General features: G+C 63.4%; 14 protein-coding genes. 6 read left to right on the top strand and 8 right to left on the bottom strand.

Translation table 11 applies throughout. From position 1 onward, the window contains the following. The first annotated feature begins 201 nt into the window (after positions 1–201). Positions 202–744 (top strand): cysteine hydrolase family protein, encoded by a 543-nt coding sequence (locus M5C01_RS01775; protein ID WP_152737108.1) that lies wholly within the window; start codon positions 202–204, stop codon positions 742–744. 136 nt (positions 745–880) lie between these two features. On the opposite strand, the gene M5C01_RS01770 is transcribed toward M5C01_RS01775, so the two are convergent. The 5 genes from M5C01_RS01770 to M5C01_RS01750 form a co-directional block, all read right to left on the bottom strand. Next, positions 881–1,960, bottom strand: coding sequence for a nucleoside hydrolase (locus tag M5C01_RS01770; RefSeq protein WP_152737107.1), 1,080 nt, complete (start codon positions 1,958–1,960; stop codon positions 881–883). 90 nt (positions 1,961–2,050) lie between these two features. Next, positions 2,051–3,361, bottom strand: a complete 1,311-nt coding sequence (locus tag M5C01_RS01765; protein WP_103498257.1) for an MFS transporter — start codon at positions 3,359–3,361, stop codon at positions 2,051–2,053. Positions 3,362–3,533: 172 nt separating this feature from the next. Then, positions 3,534–4,166: an N-carbamoylsarcosine amidohydrolase gene (locus M5C01_RS01760; protein ID WP_152737106.1), complete on the bottom strand. Its 633-nt coding sequence runs from the start codon at positions 4,164–4,166 to the stop codon at positions 3,534–3,536. Positions 4,167–4,190: 24 nt separating this feature from the next. Continuing rightward, on the bottom strand, positions 4,191–4,997 hold the full coding sequence (locus tag M5C01_RS01755) for an alpha/beta hydrolase (protein WP_178129735.1): 807 nt from the start codon (positions 4,995–4,997) through the stop codon (positions 4,191–4,193). Continuing rightward, complete coding sequence (locus M5C01_RS01750; protein WP_103498260.1) at positions 4,994–6,142, bottom strand: FAD-dependent monooxygenase; 1,149 nt, start codon at positions 6,140–6,142, stop codon at positions 4,994–4,996. Before M5C01_RS01750 ends, M5C01_RS01755 begins: the two co-directional genes overlap by 4 nt. Positions 6,143–6,453: 311 nt before the next feature. Between M5C01_RS01750 and M5C01_RS01745 the strand changes: the two genes are divergently transcribed. The 4 genes from M5C01_RS01745 (at position 6,454) to M5C01_RS01730 (ending at position 12,561) form a co-directional block, all read left to right on the top strand. Next, a complete protein-coding gene (locus M5C01_RS01745) occupies positions 6,454–7,506 on the top strand; it encodes a 2,5-dihydroxypyridine 5,6-dioxygenase (protein WP_152737104.1) in 1,053 nt (350 codons plus the stop codon). Positions 7,507–7,751: 245 nt separating this feature from the next. Next, the gene (locus tag M5C01_RS01740) at positions 7,752–8,201 is read left to right on the top strand and encodes a MarR family winged helix-turn-helix transcriptional regulator (protein WP_100940725.1); all 450 of its coding nucleotides are present in this window, start codon (positions 7,752–7,754) and stop codon (positions 8,199–8,201) included. A 291-nt stretch (positions 8,202–8,492) separates the two neighbouring features. Continuing rightward, positions 8,493–8,969, top strand: coding sequence for a (2Fe-2S)-binding protein (locus M5C01_RS01735; protein ID WP_152737103.1), 477 nt, complete (start codon positions 8,493–8,495; stop codon positions 8,967–8,969). Between the two features lie 16 nt (positions 8,970–8,985). Next, positions 8,986–12,561, top strand: a complete 3,576-nt coding sequence (locus M5C01_RS01730) for a molybdopterin cofactor-binding domain-containing protein (RefSeq protein ID WP_152737102.1) — start codon at positions 8,986–8,988, stop codon at positions 12,559–12,561. A gap of 125 nt (positions 12,562–12,686) precedes the next feature. On the opposite strand, the gene M5C01_RS01725 is transcribed toward M5C01_RS01730, so the two are convergent. Together M5C01_RS01725 and M5C01_RS01720 are read right to left on the bottom strand one after the other, a co-directional pair. Next, positions 12,687–13,328, bottom strand: a complete 642-nt coding sequence (locus M5C01_RS01725; RefSeq protein WP_248745693.1) for a TetR/AcrR family transcriptional regulator — start codon at positions 13,326–13,328, stop codon at positions 12,687–12,689. A 126-nt stretch (positions 13,329–13,454) separates the two neighbouring features. Beyond that, positions 13,455–14,507, bottom strand: coding sequence for an NAD(P)-dependent alcohol dehydrogenase (locus M5C01_RS01720; protein WP_152737101.1), 1,053 nt, complete (start codon positions 14,505–14,507; stop codon positions 13,455–13,457). A 179-nt stretch (positions 14,508–14,686) separates the two neighbouring features. On the opposite strand from M5C01_RS01720, the gene M5C01_RS01715 reads away from it, so the two are divergent. Beyond that, positions 14,687–15,580 carry an AraC family transcriptional regulator gene (locus M5C01_RS01715; RefSeq protein WP_103499672.1) on the top strand — a complete coding sequence of 298 codons (894 nt, stop codon included), beginning with the start codon at positions 14,687–14,689 and terminating at the stop codon, positions 15,578–15,580. Here M5C01_RS01715 and cobA read toward each other — a convergent pair. Continuing rightward, complete coding sequence (gene cobA, locus M5C01_RS01710) at positions 15,541–16,299, bottom strand: uroporphyrinogen-III C-methyltransferase (RefSeq protein ID WP_152737100.1); 759 nt, start codon at positions 16,297–16,299, stop codon at positions 15,541–15,543. The two genes, M5C01_RS01715 and cobA, sit on opposite strands and share 40 nt — an antisense overlap. Positions 16,300–16,316: the final 17 nt, after the last annotated feature.

Raw genomic sequence — 16,316 nt, 5'->3', positions numbered from 1 at the left:
CAGGTTCGAACCGACCGTAGCATGATCGAGCCCATGAACCGGAATCCGTTGAACCTCACCGAGACCACCACGACCGCCTATGGCGGGCGTGAGGTTGGTGCGTGAGTCGGTAAACGCAGCGAACCCAGGCCCCGCCAGCAATGGACGGGGCCTTTTGGTTTCCGGGCCTTTGCTGGCATCACACGGAAGGAGAAACACCCCATGCAAACAGACAATGCACAGCGTTCGGCCCTGTTGATCATCGATATGCAGGTCGGGCTGTTCCACGGCCCCGACCTGCCCTGGGAAGGGCAGCGGGTGCTGGAGAATATCAATCAGCTGATTGGCGCGGCGCGGCAGGCCGGTGCGCCGATTTTTGCGGTCCGGCATACCGGCCCTGAAGGCTCGCCGATTGCGGCGGGGAGTGCGCCCTGGCAGTTGGTGCCGGAGTTGCGGGTGGATCCCGCGGTGGATCGTCTGGTCGACAAGACGCGCCCCAGTTGTTTCTTCAATACCGGGCTGGCCGAGCAGTTGGATGATGCCGGTGTGCAGCGCCTGGTGATCGTCGGGATGAAGACTCAGTATTGCGTCGACAGCACCAGCCGCCTGGTGCGGGATCTGGGTTTCGAGGCGGTGCTGGTGGGGGATGCCCATACCTGCATGGAAACACCCGGGTTGTCGGCCAGGGCGATTGTCGAGCATCACAACGCGACCTTGAACGGGGCGTTTGTGCGGGTGCTGAACACGGTTGACGTGCGGTTCTGAATGGCGACCGCTGCGCGGTCATCGCTGGCAAGCCAGCTCCCACAGAGGTCTGTGCCTACTCCGATGGAGCGTTCACCGTTGCTCTTCTGTGGGAGCCGGCTTGCTGGCGATAGCGGTCTATCTGGCGCCGCTGACCTCAGGGTTTTTTCACCGGCGTCGGCAAGGTCACCAGCGAGACGTAGTCGTTCCAGAATTTCTTCTGGTCCACCGCGAACACGATTTTGGCTTTCTGCGTCCCCACTGGCGGGCTCTTCTTGTAGCCCAGCGCGCGGCCGTAGTCCGGACCGAAATGGGTGTCGACATCGATCCACATATCACGGGACTCGGTGACGATCTCAGGTTCGGCCAGGAACAATGCCGGCAGGCTGTCCCAGGTAAAGCTGTGATAGCCCGGGTTCTTGGCGAACTCTGGCCCGAACACGCTCTTGTACAACTCCGGCACCGCGCCCTTGGCCGCAATCACCCGGTTGTAGACAGAAGCATCGAAGGTGACTTTCTCGCAGACATCGTTGGGGAAGATCACGTGTTCGATCGACGAGCGCAGGACTATCTTCGCCGCCTCCGGGTCGAACCACCAGTTGAACTCCGCCGCCGGCGTGGTATTGCCGGGAATCTCGATGGCGCCGCCCATGTACACGATGCGCTTGATCAGCGGCACGATATCCGGCGCCTGGCGGATTGCCAGGGCCAGGTTGGTCAGCGGACCGATGGCCAGCAAGGTCACTTCATGGGGGTATTTGCGCACGCTGTCGATAATGAACTGCGGCGCGGTTTCGCTGCGCAGCTTGGTATGGGTCGCGAGGCCATCGGGCGGCGCGACCAATTGCGAAGCCGAGGTCGGCCGCGGGTTCTTGAATGCCCCGGGCCAGCCGGCGCCGAACATCGCCTGCTCCTGTGGATAAGTGGCGAAGTCATGCAGCAGCGGATAGGCCGCGCCGGAGTAGACGCCGATCTCCTTTTCCACCCCCATGCGTTCCACCGCCTTGAGCGCGTCGACCTGTTCCTGGTCGACCCAGGCATTGCCGCTGACCAGGGTCATGCCCAGTAGGTCGATCTTCTTCTGCGCATGCAGTTGCGCCAGCATGATAAAGGCCTGGCCGTCGTCGTTGAGAACATTGAAATCGGTGTCGATGATGACTTTTTCAGCCGCTTGCAGCGAGCCGGCGGACAGGCCGACAGCCAGCGCCAGCGCGCAGCCCTTGAGAAAGCGTTGCATGGTGATGTGCCCCAATGAGTTGTTGTTGTATTGCGCTAATCCAGCATGCCTGCCGACGCCTGGAAAGGCCACCGGCAGGTAAGTGGTTACTTAACGATTGACCAGTTTTGCCGGCAGGGCGATCACCAGGAAGCTGCTCAGGATCAGGCAGCCGGCGAAGAACCAGAGGGCTCCGGCGCTGCTGCCGGTCAGGTCGATGGCCACGCCCATCAGCGAGTTGCTGACCAGCCCGGCGATGTTCGCCAGCGAGCAGGCCAGGGCAAAACCGGTGGCCGCCGCGGTGCCCTTGAGGAAGGTCGCCGGCAGGCTGAAGAACACCGGCACCGCGCCGATGATCGCCGCCGAGGCAATGGCGAACAGGGCCACCGTCGCCACCACGTTATGGGTGAAGAAGGTGCTGGTGGCCATGGCGACGGCACCGACGAAAAACGGCACGATGATGTGCCAGCGGCGTTCGCGATGCTTGTCGGAACTGGCGCCGATCAGCAGCATGCCGAGCAGGGCGGCGACACTTGGCAGGGCGGTCAGTACACCGATATGGAAGGTGTCGGTGATCCCCGCATTGCGGATGAAAGTCGGCATCCAGAAGCCCATGGCGTAGGCGCTGAGCAGGATCGAGAAGTCGATACCGCCGAGCATCCAGACCTTGAGGTTGAAGAAACCGTCGCGAAAGTGCTGCTTGCTGTCGGGGCTGCTGGCCTCGTCGTTTTTCAGTTCGCTTTCGAGGACGGCCTTTTCCTCTTCATTGAGCCATTTGGCCTGGCGGAAGTGGTTCGGCAATGCCCAGAAGGTCAGGATGCCGAGCAGCACGCTGGGCACGGCTTCGATCAGGAACAGCCATTGCCAGCCGCGCAGTCCGTTGACCTGGTCGAAGTGGCCCATGACCCAGCCCGACAGCGGTCCGCCGATAACGCTGGAGAGCGGCAGGCCGATCATGAACAGGGCGATGATCCGCCCGCGTCGATGGGTCGGGAACCAGGTGGTCAGGTAGAACAGCACGCCCGGCAGGAAGCCGGCTTCGGCGGCGCCGAGGAGGAAACGCAGGATGTAGAACTGGGTGGTCGAGGTGACCAGCATGGTGCAGGCCGAGAGCAGGCCCCAGGTGATCATGATCCGCGCGATCCAGATTTTCGCCCCGACCTTTTCCAGTACCAGGTTGCTCGGTACTTCGAAGAGGATATAACCGACGAAGAACAGCCCGGCACCGAGGCCGAAGGCGGTTTCGCTGAAGTGCAGCTGGTCGAGCATCTGCAGTTTGGCGAAGCCGATATTGATCCGGTCGAGGTACGCGGCCAGGTAGCAGAAACACAGGAACGGGATCAGTTTCCAGGTGATCTTGTGGTAAAGCGCTTGGGTCGGGTCGGCGACCGAGGTCGCTGATGTTGCATTCGCAATGGGCATTGGTTGTCTCCTGGCGGTGACTTATGGTTTTTATTACAGCCGCTTTTTCCAGCACTCTGGAGCGCGGTAAAGGCGGCTTCCAAAGGCAGTGTCAGAAGACTGGGCGTCACGCTCCGCACGGAGGCGACGCTCAGTTTTTTACGCGACCATGCTCTGTGGCACGGTTCTGCGGTCAAGCTCCCTGGAACTTCGAGATCGCTTCCTGTTTGCTGACGACATCGCCGTACTTGCTGTCGATGTCGAACAGATTCGCTTCATGGGGCGCCGGATGGCGGTCACCCACGCATTCACGTACCACGATGGTCCTGAACCCGTGCTGCACGGCATCCACCGCCGTCGCTCGGATGCAGCCGCTGGTGGAGCAACCGGCCAGCACCACGGTGTCGATGCCCTGGGCGTGCAACTGCGAGGCCAGGCTGGTGCCGAAAAACGCACTGGCGTATTGCTTGCTGATGACCACTTCCGACGGCAGCGGCAACACCGCTTCGCAGAAGGCCGCGAGCGGATTGCCTTCGACCATGTCCTTCATCACCGGCGCCTTGCGCACCCAGATGCCGCCATCGGCGAAATGCCCCGGATGGTAGCGAATATTGGTGTGCACCACCGTAATTCCATGCTGCCGCGCGCAGTCCAGCAGCTCGACGCTTTCGGCCACGGCGCTGACCACGCCGGGGGCGAACAGTGGCGCGCCCTCGGTGGTGTAGCCCTGCATGAAATCGATCATCAGCAGGGCCGGTTTCCGGCCGAAGCCGATCCGCTGGCCCCAGACGCCCTGGTAATTGTCATTGGCGCTTTGTTCGCTCATCTCAAGGCTCCCACAGGTTCAGGTTCAAGTCAGGCTCACGCCGAGGAAGTCACCGAAGGCGGCGAAGAAACCGTCCAGGTCGTCCCAGGGAATCATGTGGCCGGCATTGGCCACGTGGGCGACCTGGATGCCCGGTTGCAGCGCGCGGATTTCGGCTTCGTCCTCCGGCAGGATCACGCCGCCGCGACCGGCCACCAACAGCAGGGCGGGGGCCGTGAGCCGAGGCAGGTCCTGGTGGAAGTCCACCGTATGGAAGTCGTTGAACGCCCTGACGATGGCCGGTTCGTAGCAGGTGTGCAGCCATTCGGCGCGCAGTTGCAGTTGCTCCTGGGTCCAGGTGGCGCAGAAGGCACGCATCGCCTCGGCGTCCATCCCGATCAGCGACTGGCGGATCGAGTCGACGTACCAGGGCAGCTTGCTCGGGTACTCGCGACGACCCGGACCGGACACCGGCGGGTCGATCAGCACCAGGCTCTTGACCCCGGCGGGGCTGAGCACGGCACTGCGCACGGCAAAGCGCGCGCCCATGGAGTGGCCGACCAGATGGTAGGTGTCCAGGCCCAGGGCGGCGGCAAAGGCGGCGATATCGCTCGCGCAGGTCTCGGCGCTGTAGTCCAGTTCCGGACCGCTGGAAGACAGGCCGCGGCCGCGGACATCCAGCACATAGGTATCGAAGTGCCGGCCGAAGCGTTCGGCAACGAAGCCCCAGGTGATCGCCGGGCTGGTGATGCCGGGGATCAGGATCAGCGCCGGGCCCGTGCCGCCATACCGCAGGTAGTGCTGGCGGATACCGTTGGCCTGGACGTTGCCGCCGTGGACGAAAGTGCTCACGCCGCCACCCCCGATTTCAGCACCTGGGCGTAGAGGTCGTAACCGTAGACCCAGGCCGGATCTTCCTGGGTGCGCAGCCAGGTGTTGGCGTTGGAGACCGCCTGGACCCGCGAGGCGCGCTCCTTGCGGTTGGCTTCATAGAGTTCGAAGGCGGTACGGTGGTCGCCGAGGCCGGTTTCCTGCAGGCAGCGGGTGAGCATGGCGGCGTCTTCGATGGCCATGCCGGCGCCCTGGGCCATATGCGGTTTCATCGGGTGGCAGGCATCGCCCAGCAGCACCAGGCGACCACGGCTCCACAGCGGCAGCGGATTGCGATTGCGCAACGGCCATTTGGTCACGGTGTCGGTGGATTCGATCAGCGCCTGCACGGTGGGGTGGTAACCCTGGAAGGCTTCGAACATCTCTTCGCGGCTGCTGTCGACAAACGGGCCTTCGAAGTCCAGCTCCGGGTGTGGCACGCCGGTGACGTAGTAGTACTCATCGCGTTTGCCGGTGGTGTAGTAGACCATCATGTGCCGGTCCTCGCTCCACCACTTGATGCAGTCCTCGAAGTTGAGGTCGTAGCGGGCCAGCTTGTCGCGGGTGATCAGCGCGCGGTGGGCGACCCAGCCGCTGTACAGCGGTGCTTCGTGGCCGAGCAGTTCTTCGCGGATCTTCGAGTTGATGCCATCGGCGCCGATAACGATATCGGCGCTGGCCGTGGTGCCGTCGGTGAAGCTCAGGCGCACCTGGTCGCCGGTGTCTTCGATCTTCTCCAGGCGCTTGTTGAAGTGCAGGGTGCCGGGCTTGATCGTCGACATCTGCAAGGCATGCAGGTCGCCACGGTGCACGGTGACATAGGAGGCGCCGTATTCCTTGCGAGCGAACTCGCCCAGGGGAATGCGCGACAGATAGTCACCGCTCATGCCATCGCGACTGAACCAGTGATCCGGGTGCGAGCCCATCTGGTCGAGCTGCTGCTCGATGCCCATGCGGCGGAAGATCTTCATGATATTCGGACCCATGTGGATCCCGGCGCCCAGGCGGGAAAACTCCGGGGCCTGCTCGTAGATCGACACGTCGAATCCAGCTTGTTGCAACAGCGTGGCGGCGGCGGCGCCACCCAGGCCCGCGCCGACGATGGCGATTTTTTGCGTGCTTGCCATGGGGCTTGCTCCTCGTTCCGAGTGTGGGGTGGCGGATTCGGCCACCGGGTTTTTAAAGTGTATACGCTCTTTTTTTAAAAAGACTAGCGCCTCTGTAAAAATTAAATTTTTACCTGTTTTAGCCTCTGGTAACGCTAAGTAACCTTGTTTTGTTGGGTATGTGTGAGTTTGTAACGTTTTGGTCTACTGCTTGCAGAGCGCTGTGAATTCAGGTCTTATCGATGCTAAATGGCGTATACGCTATAAAAACGCACTAGACTGAAGCGTCGCGCCTCGACTTGGTGCAGCGCGAGCGAAGAGGAGAGAGGAAAATGCCGGTAAGTGATTGCGAACTGACGCAGATGTTTGAACACGTGTTGAAGCTGTCGAAAGTCGACTCGACCCAGAGTGTCGCGGTGCTCAAGAGTCATTACTCCGATCCGCGCACCGTGCGTTCGGCGATGGAGGCGGCGCAGCGCCTGGGGGCCAAGGTGTACGCGGTGGAATTGCCGTCGTTCAACCACCCGACGGCCATGGGCAACGATATGACCGCCTACTGTGGCGACACCGCGCTGACCGGTAATATCGCCGCGCAGCGGGCGCTGGAAGCGGCGGATCTGATCGTCGACACCATGATGCTGCTGCACTCGCCGGAACAGGAGCAGATCCTCAAGACCGGCACGCGCATCCTGCTGGCGGTGGAGCCGCCGGAAGTGCTGGCGCGGATGCTGCCGACCGAGGCCGACAAGGTGCGGGTGCTGGCGGCGGAAGAGCTGTTGAAGAAGGCCCGTTCGATCCATGTGACCTCCCGCGCCGGCAGCGATTTCCGCGCGGCGCTGGGGCAGTATCCGTCGGTGACCGAGTATGGTTTCGCCGATGAGCCGGGGCGTTGGGATCACTGGCCGAGCGGCTTTCTGTTCTCCTGGCCGAACGAAGAAACCGCCGAGGGCGTGCTGGTACTGGATGTCGGCGATATCCTGCTGCCGTTCAAGACCTATACCCGGGAGAAGATCACCCTGGAGGTCGAGAAGGGTTTTATCACCTCGATCCACGGTGGTTTCGAGGCCGGGTACCTGCGCGACTACATGAAGTATTTCAATGATCCCGAGGTGTATGGCATCTCCCATATCGGCTGGGGCCTGCAGCCACGGGCGCAGTGGACGGCAATGGGGTTGCACGACAAGAACGACGGCATGTGCATGGATGCCCGGGCGTTCTATGGCAACTTCCTGTTCTCCACCGGGCCGAATACCGAGGTCGGCGGGACGCGCAAGACGCCGTGCCATATGGACATTCCGCTGCGCCATTGCGATGTATACCTGGATGACCAGGCGGTGGTGATCGGCGGTGATGTGGTGGCGCCGGAGGCGTCGCGGGCGCGCTGAGTCTGGGGTGAAGGGGCTGTCAGTGAGACTTTTGGTGGTCTTGCGGGCCCCTTCGCGGGCAAGCTCCGCTCCCACAGTTCGGGTGTCTACCGATACTGATAGGTATGACGCGGTACTGTGGGAGCGGAGCTTGTCGGATCGCCGCACCGCCGCGAAGAGGCCGGGCCGGGCAACCTCATGCTTGAGTCTGCCCCCCAACCTGTCCATCATGCCAGCCCATTCTCCCTCGCCTTTTCGAGCCTGCCGTGCCGGATACTCCTGATTCCAACCCTTATGTGTTTTCCGAACAAGTCGGTCACCTGCTGCGCAAGGCCTACCAGCGGCATATGGCGATCTTCCAGCAGAATGTCGGCGATTCGCAGCTCACCGCGGTGCAGTTCGTCACCCTGTGCGCGGTGCGCGATCACGGCCCCAGCTCCCTGACCGAACTGGTCAAGGCCACCGCCGTGGACCAGGCGACCATTCGCGGCATCGTCGAGCGGCTCAGGGCCCGTGAGTTGATCACCCTGGAGCCGGACCCGGAAGACCGGCGCAAGGTCATTGTCGGTTTGTCCGAGGCCGGCAGCCGGCTGGTGCAGCAGACCGTGCCCTGCGCGGCGAAGATCAGCGAACTGACCATGAGCAACCTCAATCCCGCCGAACAGGTCGCGGTGCTGTTCCTGCTGCGCAAGATGATCGACGACCGCGACGAGTAACCCTTTCTGGATGCGGGCCTGTGTGGGAGCGGAGCTTGCCCGCGAAGAACGATGACGCGGTCTAGCTGAAGAACCGCGGTGTCCCCCTTTCGCGGGCAAGCTCCGCTCCCACAGGTTTTGTGTTTCTCCAATGCCATGGTCGGACGCCTGAAAGTCCGGCTGGCACTCTTCTTGCTCTCTCTTCATGTGGTAACCACTTCATCGAAAAAAGTGTGTCGTCAGGAGACATCGTTCTCAGCCTGCGCCCTTTTCATGTAGTGGTCACTTCATCAAATGAAGCGAGCGCATTCCATGACGATGCAGGAAATCACGGTAGCCCTTGAGGTCAACGGCCAACGACACTCCGTCACGGCCATGGCCGATACCCCGCTGTTGCTGGTGCTGCGCAACGACCTGCGGCTCAACGGCCCCAAGTACGGCTGCGGCCTGGGGGAGTGCGGCGCCTGCACGGTGATCGTCGACGGCGTGGCCGCGCGCTCCTGTGTGTTTCCCCTGGCCGGCGCCGTGGACCGGCAGATCGTCACACTCGAAGGCCTCGGCAGCCGTGAGGCGCCACACCCGGTGCAACAGGCCTTTATCGACGAGCAGGCCGCCCAGTGCGGCTATTGCCTGAACGGCATGATCATGACCGCCAAGGCCTTGCTCGACCGTATCCCGCACCCCAGCGAAGCGCAGATCCGCCAGGAACTGTCGGCCAATCTCTGTCGTTGCGGCACCCATATCGAAATTCTTCGCGCGGTGCTGCGTGCCGCCCGTCCATTGCCTTGAACCAGGATCGACGACCATGAGCGACGCCATCCCCACCCGCGACCAATGGCTGGCCAAGACCGGCGTGCTGCTGATCGTCGACGATATCCTGCCGCCCTCGGGGCCGGTGGCCAAAGGCGGCACGCCGCGGGTCTTGCCCAAGGAGCTGGGGCTGTTTATCGCGGTCAACGACGATGGCCTCGTCTATGCCTTCAACGGCCATGTGGACCTGGGCACCGGTATTCGCACCTCCCTGGCGCAGATCGTCGCCGAGGAGCTGGACCTGGAGGTGGAGCAGGTGTGCATGGTGCTCGGCGACACCGAGCGCGCGCCGAACCAGGGCGCAACCATTGCCAGCGCGACCTTGCAGATCTCCGCGATTCCCCTGCGCAACGCCGCGGCCGAAGCCCGGCGCTTCCTGCTGGAACGGGCTGCCGGGCGCTGGTCGCTGAACGTGGCGGCGCTGCGGGTCGAACGCGGTATCGTCAAGGCGCCGGATGGCCGGGCCCTGGGCTACAGCGAACTGGTGGCGGGAGAGCACGACCAGTTGCGTATCAGCGGCAACGCACCGCTCAAGCCGGCCGAAGACTATCGGCTGGTGGGCAAGGGCACGGCGCGGGTGGATATTCCGGCCAAGGCCACTGGCGAGCTGATCTATGTCCATGACATGCGCGTGCCGGACATGCTCCATGGTCGGGTCGTGCGCCCGCCTTATGCCGGTTTCGATTGCGGCGACTTTGTCGGCAACAGCCTGCTGGAGGTCGATGAGTCATCCATCGCCCATATCCCCGGGATCGTCGCGGTGGTGGTGATCCGCGACTTTATCGGGGTGGTTGCGTTGCGCGAAGAACAGGCGGCGAAGGCGGCGCGGGAACTGCGGGTACGCTGGAAGGACTGGACGCAGAAGCTGCCGGACCTGAGCGATGTCGAGCAGGCGATCCGCGACAACCCAAGGATCAAGCGTACGGTGCTGGACCAGGGCAATGTCGATGCGGCCCTCGCCGGCGCCAGCCAGCGCATGCCGCGCACCTACCTCTGGCCCTATCAGATGCATGCTTCCATCGGCCCGTCCTGTGGCCTGGCGGATTATCACGAGGAGGGCATCCGGGTCTGGTCCGGCAGCCAGAATCCGCACCTGTTGCGGGCCGACCTCGCCTGGCTGCTGGAGTACCCGGAAGAACGTATCGAGATCATCCGCATGGAGGCTTCTGGCTGTTACGGCCGCAACTGCGCCGATGACGTCTGTGCCGACGCCCTGTTGCTGTCCCGCGCCGTGGGCAAGCCGGTACGGGTGCAATTGACCCGTGACCAGGAACACGCCTGGGAACCCAAGGGCACGGCGCAATTGATGGACATCGATGGCGGCCTGAATGCCGATGGCAGCGTGGGGGCCTACGACTTCGAGACCAGCTACCCGTCCAATGGCGCACCGACCCTGGCCTTGCTGCTGACCGGGCGGGTCGAGCCGGTGGCGGCAATGTTCGAAATGGGCGACCGCACTTCGATCCCGCCTTATGCCTATGAGCATATGCGGGTCAGCATCAACGACATGTCGCCGATTGTCCGGGCGTCGTGGATGCGCGGGGTGTCGGCCTTGCCCAACACCTTTGCCCATGAGTCCTATATCGACGAGCTGGCCTTCGCCGCCGGGGTCGATCCGGTGGAATATCGCCTGCGTTACCTGCCGGACCAGCGGGCCGTGGACCTGGTGAAATCCACCGCCGAACGGGCCGCCTGGACCCCGCGCACCGCGCCGATGCAAACGCCGAACGAAGACCATCTGCTGCGCGGTCGCGGCTTTGCCTATGCGCGTTATATCCACAGCAAGTTTCCCGGCTTCGGCGCGGCCTGGGCGGCCTGGGTCGCGGATGTGGCGGTGGACCGGCAGACCGGCGATGTCTCGGTCACCCGGGTGGTGATCGGCCATGATTCGGGGATGATGATCAACCCCGACGGCGTGCGGCACCAGATTCACGGCAATGTGATCCAGTCCACCAGCCGGGTGCTCAAGGAGCGGGTGACCTTTGAAGAGTCGACGGTGACGAGCAAGGAGTGGGGCGGTTATCCGATCCTGACCTTTCCCGAGGTGCCGCAGATCGATGTGCTGATGATGCCGCGCCAGAGCGAGCCGCCCATGGGCGCCGGCGAATCGGCCTCGGTGCCGAGCGCGGCGGCGATTGCCAATGCGATCTTCGATGCCACCGGGATTCGTTTTCGCGAACTGCCGATTACCCCCGAGCGGGTGTTGCAGGCGCTCAATGCCGGCACCGCCGGGGATCCGCCGAAGTCGCCGGAGAAACGTTCGAAATGGTTGTTCGGCTCGTTGTTCGCGGCCTTCGGCGCGCTGCTCGGCATGGCCGCCACGGCCTGGCCCTGGCATGGGGAAATCGCGCCTATCGCACCGCCCAGTGCCGGGACCTGGTCGACGGCGACCCTTGAGCGTGGGCGCTTGCTGGCGGCGGTCGGCGATTGCGCGGTGTGCCACACGGCGCCGGGTGGTGTAACCAACGCCGGCGGGCTGGCGATGGAGACGCCGTTCGGCACGCTGTACAGCAGCAATATCACCCCGGATGTGAAGACCGGCATCGGCAGTTGGTCGTATCCGGCCTTCGAGCGGGCGATGCGTGACGGCATCGGTCGTGACGGGCGCAATCTGTATCCGGCGTTTCCCTATACGGCGTTTCGCAATATCAACGATGCCGATATGCAGGCGCTGTATGCCTACCTGATGTCCCAGGCGCCGGTCAGCCAGGCGGCCAAGGCCAATGCAATGGGTTTTCCGTTCAACCAGCGGCCGTTGATGGCCGGCTGGAATGCCCTGTTCCTGCGCAAGGGGGAAATCCAGGTGCAGCCGCAGCGTAGCGAGCAATGGAATCGTGGGGCTTATCTGGTCAACGGATTGGGGCACTGCGCGGCTTGTCATTCACCGCGCAATCTTCTGGGTGCGGAGAAGGGCGGGGCAGCGTTTCTGTCCGGGGCGATGGTCGATGGTTGGGAGTCGCCGGCGTTGAACGGTTTGTCGAAGGCGCCGACGCCGTGGACCGAGGATCAGTTGTTCAGCTACCTGAGCACCGGTTACTCCGATGCCCATGGCGTGGCGACGGGGCCGATGGGGCCGGTGGTCACCGAGTTGGCGAAATTGCCGAAAGAGGATGTGCGGGCGATGGCGGTGTACCTGGCGTCGCTCAATGGGGCGCAGGCCGAAGCGCAGGTGGTGGAGAAGGCGACCCGGCCGGTGGCCGCTGCGCAGAAGGTGGTGCCTGAGGTGAAGTTGTCACTGAGTAACGGTCAGCGCCTGTTCGAAGGTTCCTGCCAGGGTTGCCACGCCGATGGGCTGGGGCCGAAGTTGTTTGGAGTCAGCCCATCACTGGCGACCAACAGCAATGTGCACAGCGATGTGCCGGACAATCTGCTCAAGGTGATCCTGCAGGGTATCCAGAATCCGGCGACCCGGGACCTGGGTTATATGCCGGGATTCAAGGACAGCCTGTCGGATACCCAGGTGGCGGAGTTGGCGGCGTATCTGCGCAGTCGGTTTGCCGGCGAGGCGCCGCCGTGGCAGGGCTTGGAAAAGACCGTGGCCCATGTTCGAGCGAATCCTGGTACTCACTGATGAACGCTATTCGTTGTAGCACCACAACCCTGTAGGAGCCTGGCTTGCCGGCGAAGAGGCCCTCAAGACCGCTAAAAGCTTCGCTGGCAAGCCAGGCTCCTAAAGGTCCGCGGGGTTTGCAGAATTTAAGGCAGGCGCAGCACCCCACGCACCACCAGATCACTGATAAACGCCAGCCAGTCCTGCTGCTGGCGTTTCTCCGCCAGCGGTTCCCCCAGGAACGAGCTCAGGGTGTGCTGGTTGGAGTTATAGAAATAACAGAGCGAGGCGATCATCAGGTACACGTGCTTGATATCCAGGTCCTGGCGAAAGATGCCCTTGGCCTGACCGGCCTCGATGATCGGGCGCAGCACGCCCACCGCTTCACCGGAAAGCCGGCGCAATTCACCCGACTGCTGCGCATGCCGCCCCTTGTGCAGGTTCTCGATGCTCAGGATGGCGACGAATTCGGGGTGCTTGACGTAGTAGGTCCAGACGAAGGCCACCAGGTCCTGCAAGGCTTGCAGCGGTTCCTCGAGGTTCAGCTTGAGCTTGCTTTCGGCTTTGTTGAACTGCTCGTAGATATGTTCCAGCACGCAAATGAACAGGCGTTCCTTGCTGCCGAAGTAGTAGTAGAGCATGCGGTCGTTGGATTCGGCCTCGCGGGAGATGCTTTCGACCCGGCCGCCGGAATAACCGTCGCGGGTGAACACCTTCACCGCCGCCTTGAGAATACGCGCGCGGGTCTGGTCGGCTTGCTGGGCTCTGATGCCGGTCTTCTTGTTCACGTCGGCATTCCTTCTGTGGGTCGGAAAGGGACGCGAATATAGCATGGGGCCGTTGCGTGGATGCAGGCCCGGTGGTGGGAGCAGGAGCCGGGTTGCCGGCTCCTGCCGTGGCGCGCGCAGCCTTGATCAGGCCTTGAGGGTCGCCATGTCGATCACGAAACGGTACTTCACGTCACCGGCGATCATGCGGCTGTAGGCTTCGTTGATCTGGCGGATGTCGAGCATCTCGATGTCGCAGGTGATGCCGTGCTCGGCGCAGAAATCCAGGACTTCCTGGGTTTCGGCAATGCCACCGATCAGCGAACCGGCCAGTACCCGGCGCTTGAGCACCAGCTTGGCGGCATGCAACGCCGGGTCCACCGGCTCGATCAGGCCCACCAGGATATGCACGCCGTCGAAGGCCAGGGTGTCGAGGTAGGGGTTGAGGTCGTGCTGCACCGGGATGGTATCGAGCAAGAAGTTGAAGCGGCCCGCGGCGGCGGCCATCTGCTCGGCGTCGGTGGACACGATCACATGATCGGCACCCTGGCGACGACCTTCCTCGGCCTTGCTCGCCGAACGGGTGAACAGGGTGACTTCAGCGCCCATGGCCTTGGCGAACTTGATGCCCATATGGCCCAGGCCGCCCATGCCGAGAATCCCGACCTTGTCCCCCGGCTTGACGCCATAGTGCTTGAGCGGCGAGTAGGTGGTGATGCCGGCGCAGAGAATCGGCGCGGCGCTGGCCAGGTCGAGTTTTTCCGGAATGCGCACAACGAAGTGTTCGCTGACCACGATGCTGTCGGAGTAACCGCCCATGGTGTTGCTGCCATCGACCCGATCCGGGGTGGCGTAGGTCATGGTCGGGCCTTCCAGGCAGTATTGCTCCAGATCGGCGGAGCAGGCTTCGCAATGACGGCAGGAGTCGACCATGCAGCCGACGCCCACCAGGTCGCCGACCTTGTGCCGGGTAACGTTGGCGCCGACGGCGGTGACCTTGCCGACGATTTCATGGCCGGGCATCAACGGGTAGACGGCAATGCCCCACTCGTTGCGGGCCTGGTGGATATCGGAGTGACAGACGCCGCAGTAGAGGATCTCGATGGCGACATCGTCAGGTCGCGGCGAGCGACGCTGGAAGGACATGGGGGCGAGGGGCGTGGTTGGCGACTGGGCGGCATAACCGATGGCGGTGTACATGAGGAGCCTCGCAAAGCTGTGACGGTTGAGGCGATGCATTGTCGGCGTCGAAGCTGGACACGGCCATGGCGATTCCTCCGCGTGTCTTGCCTATTCCTCCGGTATCGCGATTTCGCCATTCGCCTGTGTCCCCGGACCTGCGAAGATGTTCCCATCCCTTTTTCCGTGAAGTTTTTGCCATGCAGTTGACCCGTCATCTGGACGCCAATGCCCCCCTGGTTGCGCTGATCGAGCCCCTGGCCACTCGTGACGGCTTCGTCCCGACCCTGTTGCCGGGCGTGCAGGTGTTGCGCGTCGGCTGTGATGTGGCCCGTGGTCCGCAGATCTACGAGCCGAGCCTGATGATCATTGTCCAGGGCAGCAAGCTGGCCTACCTGGGGGTGCGGACCCTGGAATATGGCGCCGGACACTATCTGATCCAGGCCCTTTCGGTGCCCTTCGAGTGCGAGACCTTTGCCGGCAGTGATGGCGCGCCCCTGCTGGGGATTTCCGTTGCTATCGACCGGGCGGTGCTGGGGGAGCTGGTCTTGGCCATGGGCTTCAACCATGACAGCCCGGCGGCGGCCCAGACCCCGGAATCCATGGCCTCGGTGGTGCTGGATGACAGCATGCGCGGTTGCGTCGAACGCTTGCTGCGTTGCCTGCGGGACCCGCTGGAGTGTCGTGTCATGGGTGAGGCGCGGGTGCGCGAGTTGTTGTTCGCCGCCTTGCGCGGGCCGCAGTCGGAAGTGCTGCGTGCGCTGGTGGAGCAGCAGGGGCATTTTTCCCGGATCGCGGCGTCCCTGGGTCTTTTGCATGCCCATTACACCGAGCCCTTGAACGTCGAGACCCTGGCCAGTTGCGCGAATATGAGCCTGTCGACCTTTCACGAGCATTTCAAGCGCGTCACCCTGCTGTCGCCGGTGCAATACCTCAAGCGCCTGCGCCTGCTCAAGGCGCAACAATTGTTGCTGGCCGACGGCCTGGGCGTGGCGCAGGTCGCCCATCGGGTCGGGTATCAGAGCTCCTCGCAGTTCAGTCGCGAGTACAAACGCTACTTCGAACGCAGCCCCGGGGACGAGCGGGCGGCTTGAACCTGGCTTGACGCGCAGGCCGCCACCTCGCCGATCACCAGGATCGCCGGGCTCTTGAGTTCGAACGCCAGGGCATCCTCGTGCATATGCGCCAGGTCGCTGCGGCACTCCCGTTGCTGGGGCAGCGAGGCGTTTTCGATCAGTGCCACCGGGGTGCGGGTGGCGAGTCCGGCGGCGATCAGGCTGCCGCGTATTTCCGCCAGCTTGGCCACGCCCATATACACCACCAATGTTGTGCCGCTTTGCGCCAGGGCGGTCCAGTCCAGAGGGCTGTCGTCCTGGGTGTGGGCGGTGACGAAACTCACGCCGCGGGCCACGCCGCGCAAGGTCAGCGGGATGCCGAAGTGGGTGGCGCCAGCCAACCCGGCGGTGATGCCATTGACCACTTCGACCTCGATCCCGCGGGCTTGCAGCCAGTCGGCTTCTTCACTGGCGCGGCCGAAGATGCACGGGTCGCCGCCCTTGAGGCGGACCACCGATTTGCCCTGGCGGGCGTAACGCAGCATTAGCCGATGGATAAAGGCCTGCGGCGTCGAGCGGCAGCCGCCGCGCTTGCCCACGGCAATCACCCGGGCGTCGGGGCAATGTTCGAGCACGGCGCGATTGACCAGGTCATCGACCATCACCACCTGGGCGCCCCGCAGGACGCGCGCCGCCTTGAGGGTCAAGAGCTCCGGGTCACCGGGGCCGGCGCCCACCAACCAGACTTTGCCGTGCATATTCAGTTCTCCAGGAG

Origin of the sequence: Pseudomonas sp. MWU12-2319 (assembly GCF_023242525.1) — a bacterium.
GTDB lineage: Bacteria > Pseudomonadota > Gammaproteobacteria > Pseudomonadales > Pseudomonadaceae > Aquipseudomonas > Aquipseudomonas gingeri_D.
The sequence above is the reverse complement of the archived record's forward strand: the minus strand, read 5'-3'. Positions and strand labels throughout refer to the sequence as shown.

Excerpts from the sequence above, each read along its gene's own strand:
- M5C01_RS01775 (WP_152737108.1), top strand. The coding sequence starts at position 202 with ATGCAAACAGACAATGCACAGCGTTCGGCCCTGTTGATCATCGATATG.
- M5C01_RS01770 (WP_152737107.1), bottom strand. The coding sequence starts at position 1,960 with ATGCAACGCTTTCTCAAGGGCTGCGCGCTGGCGCTGGCTGTCGGCCTG.
- M5C01_RS01765 (WP_103498257.1), bottom strand. The coding sequence starts at position 3,361 with ATGCCCATTGCGAATGCAACATCAGCGACCTCGGTCGCCGACCCGACC.
- M5C01_RS01760 (WP_152737106.1), bottom strand. The coding sequence starts at position 4,166 with ATGAGCGAACAAAGCGCCAATGACAATTACCAGGGCGTCTGGGGCCAG.
- M5C01_RS01750 (WP_103498260.1), bottom strand. The coding sequence starts at position 6,142 with ATGGCAAGCACGCAAAAAATCGCCATCGTCGGCGCGGGCCTGGGTGGC.
- M5C01_RS01745 (WP_152737104.1), top strand. The coding sequence starts at position 6,454 with ATGCCGGTAAGTGATTGCGAACTGACGCAGATGTTTGAACACGTGTTG.
- M5C01_RS01735 (WP_152737103.1), top strand. The coding sequence starts at position 8,493 with ATGACGATGCAGGAAATCACGGTAGCCCTTGAGGTCAACGGCCAACGA.
- M5C01_RS01730 (WP_152737102.1), top strand. The coding sequence starts at position 8,986 with ATGAGCGACGCCATCCCCACCCGCGACCAATGGCTGGCCAAGACCGGC.
- M5C01_RS01720 (WP_152737101.1), bottom strand. The coding sequence starts at position 14,507 with ATGTACACCGCCATCGGTTATGCCGCCCAGTCGCCAACCACGCCCCTC.
- M5C01_RS01715 (WP_103499672.1), top strand. The coding sequence starts at position 14,687 with ATGCAGTTGACCCGTCATCTGGACGCCAATGCCCCCCTGGTTGCGCTG.
- cobA (WP_152737100.1), bottom strand. The coding sequence starts at position 16,299 with ATGCACGGCAAAGTCTGGTTGGTGGGCGCCGGCCCCGGTGACCCGGAG.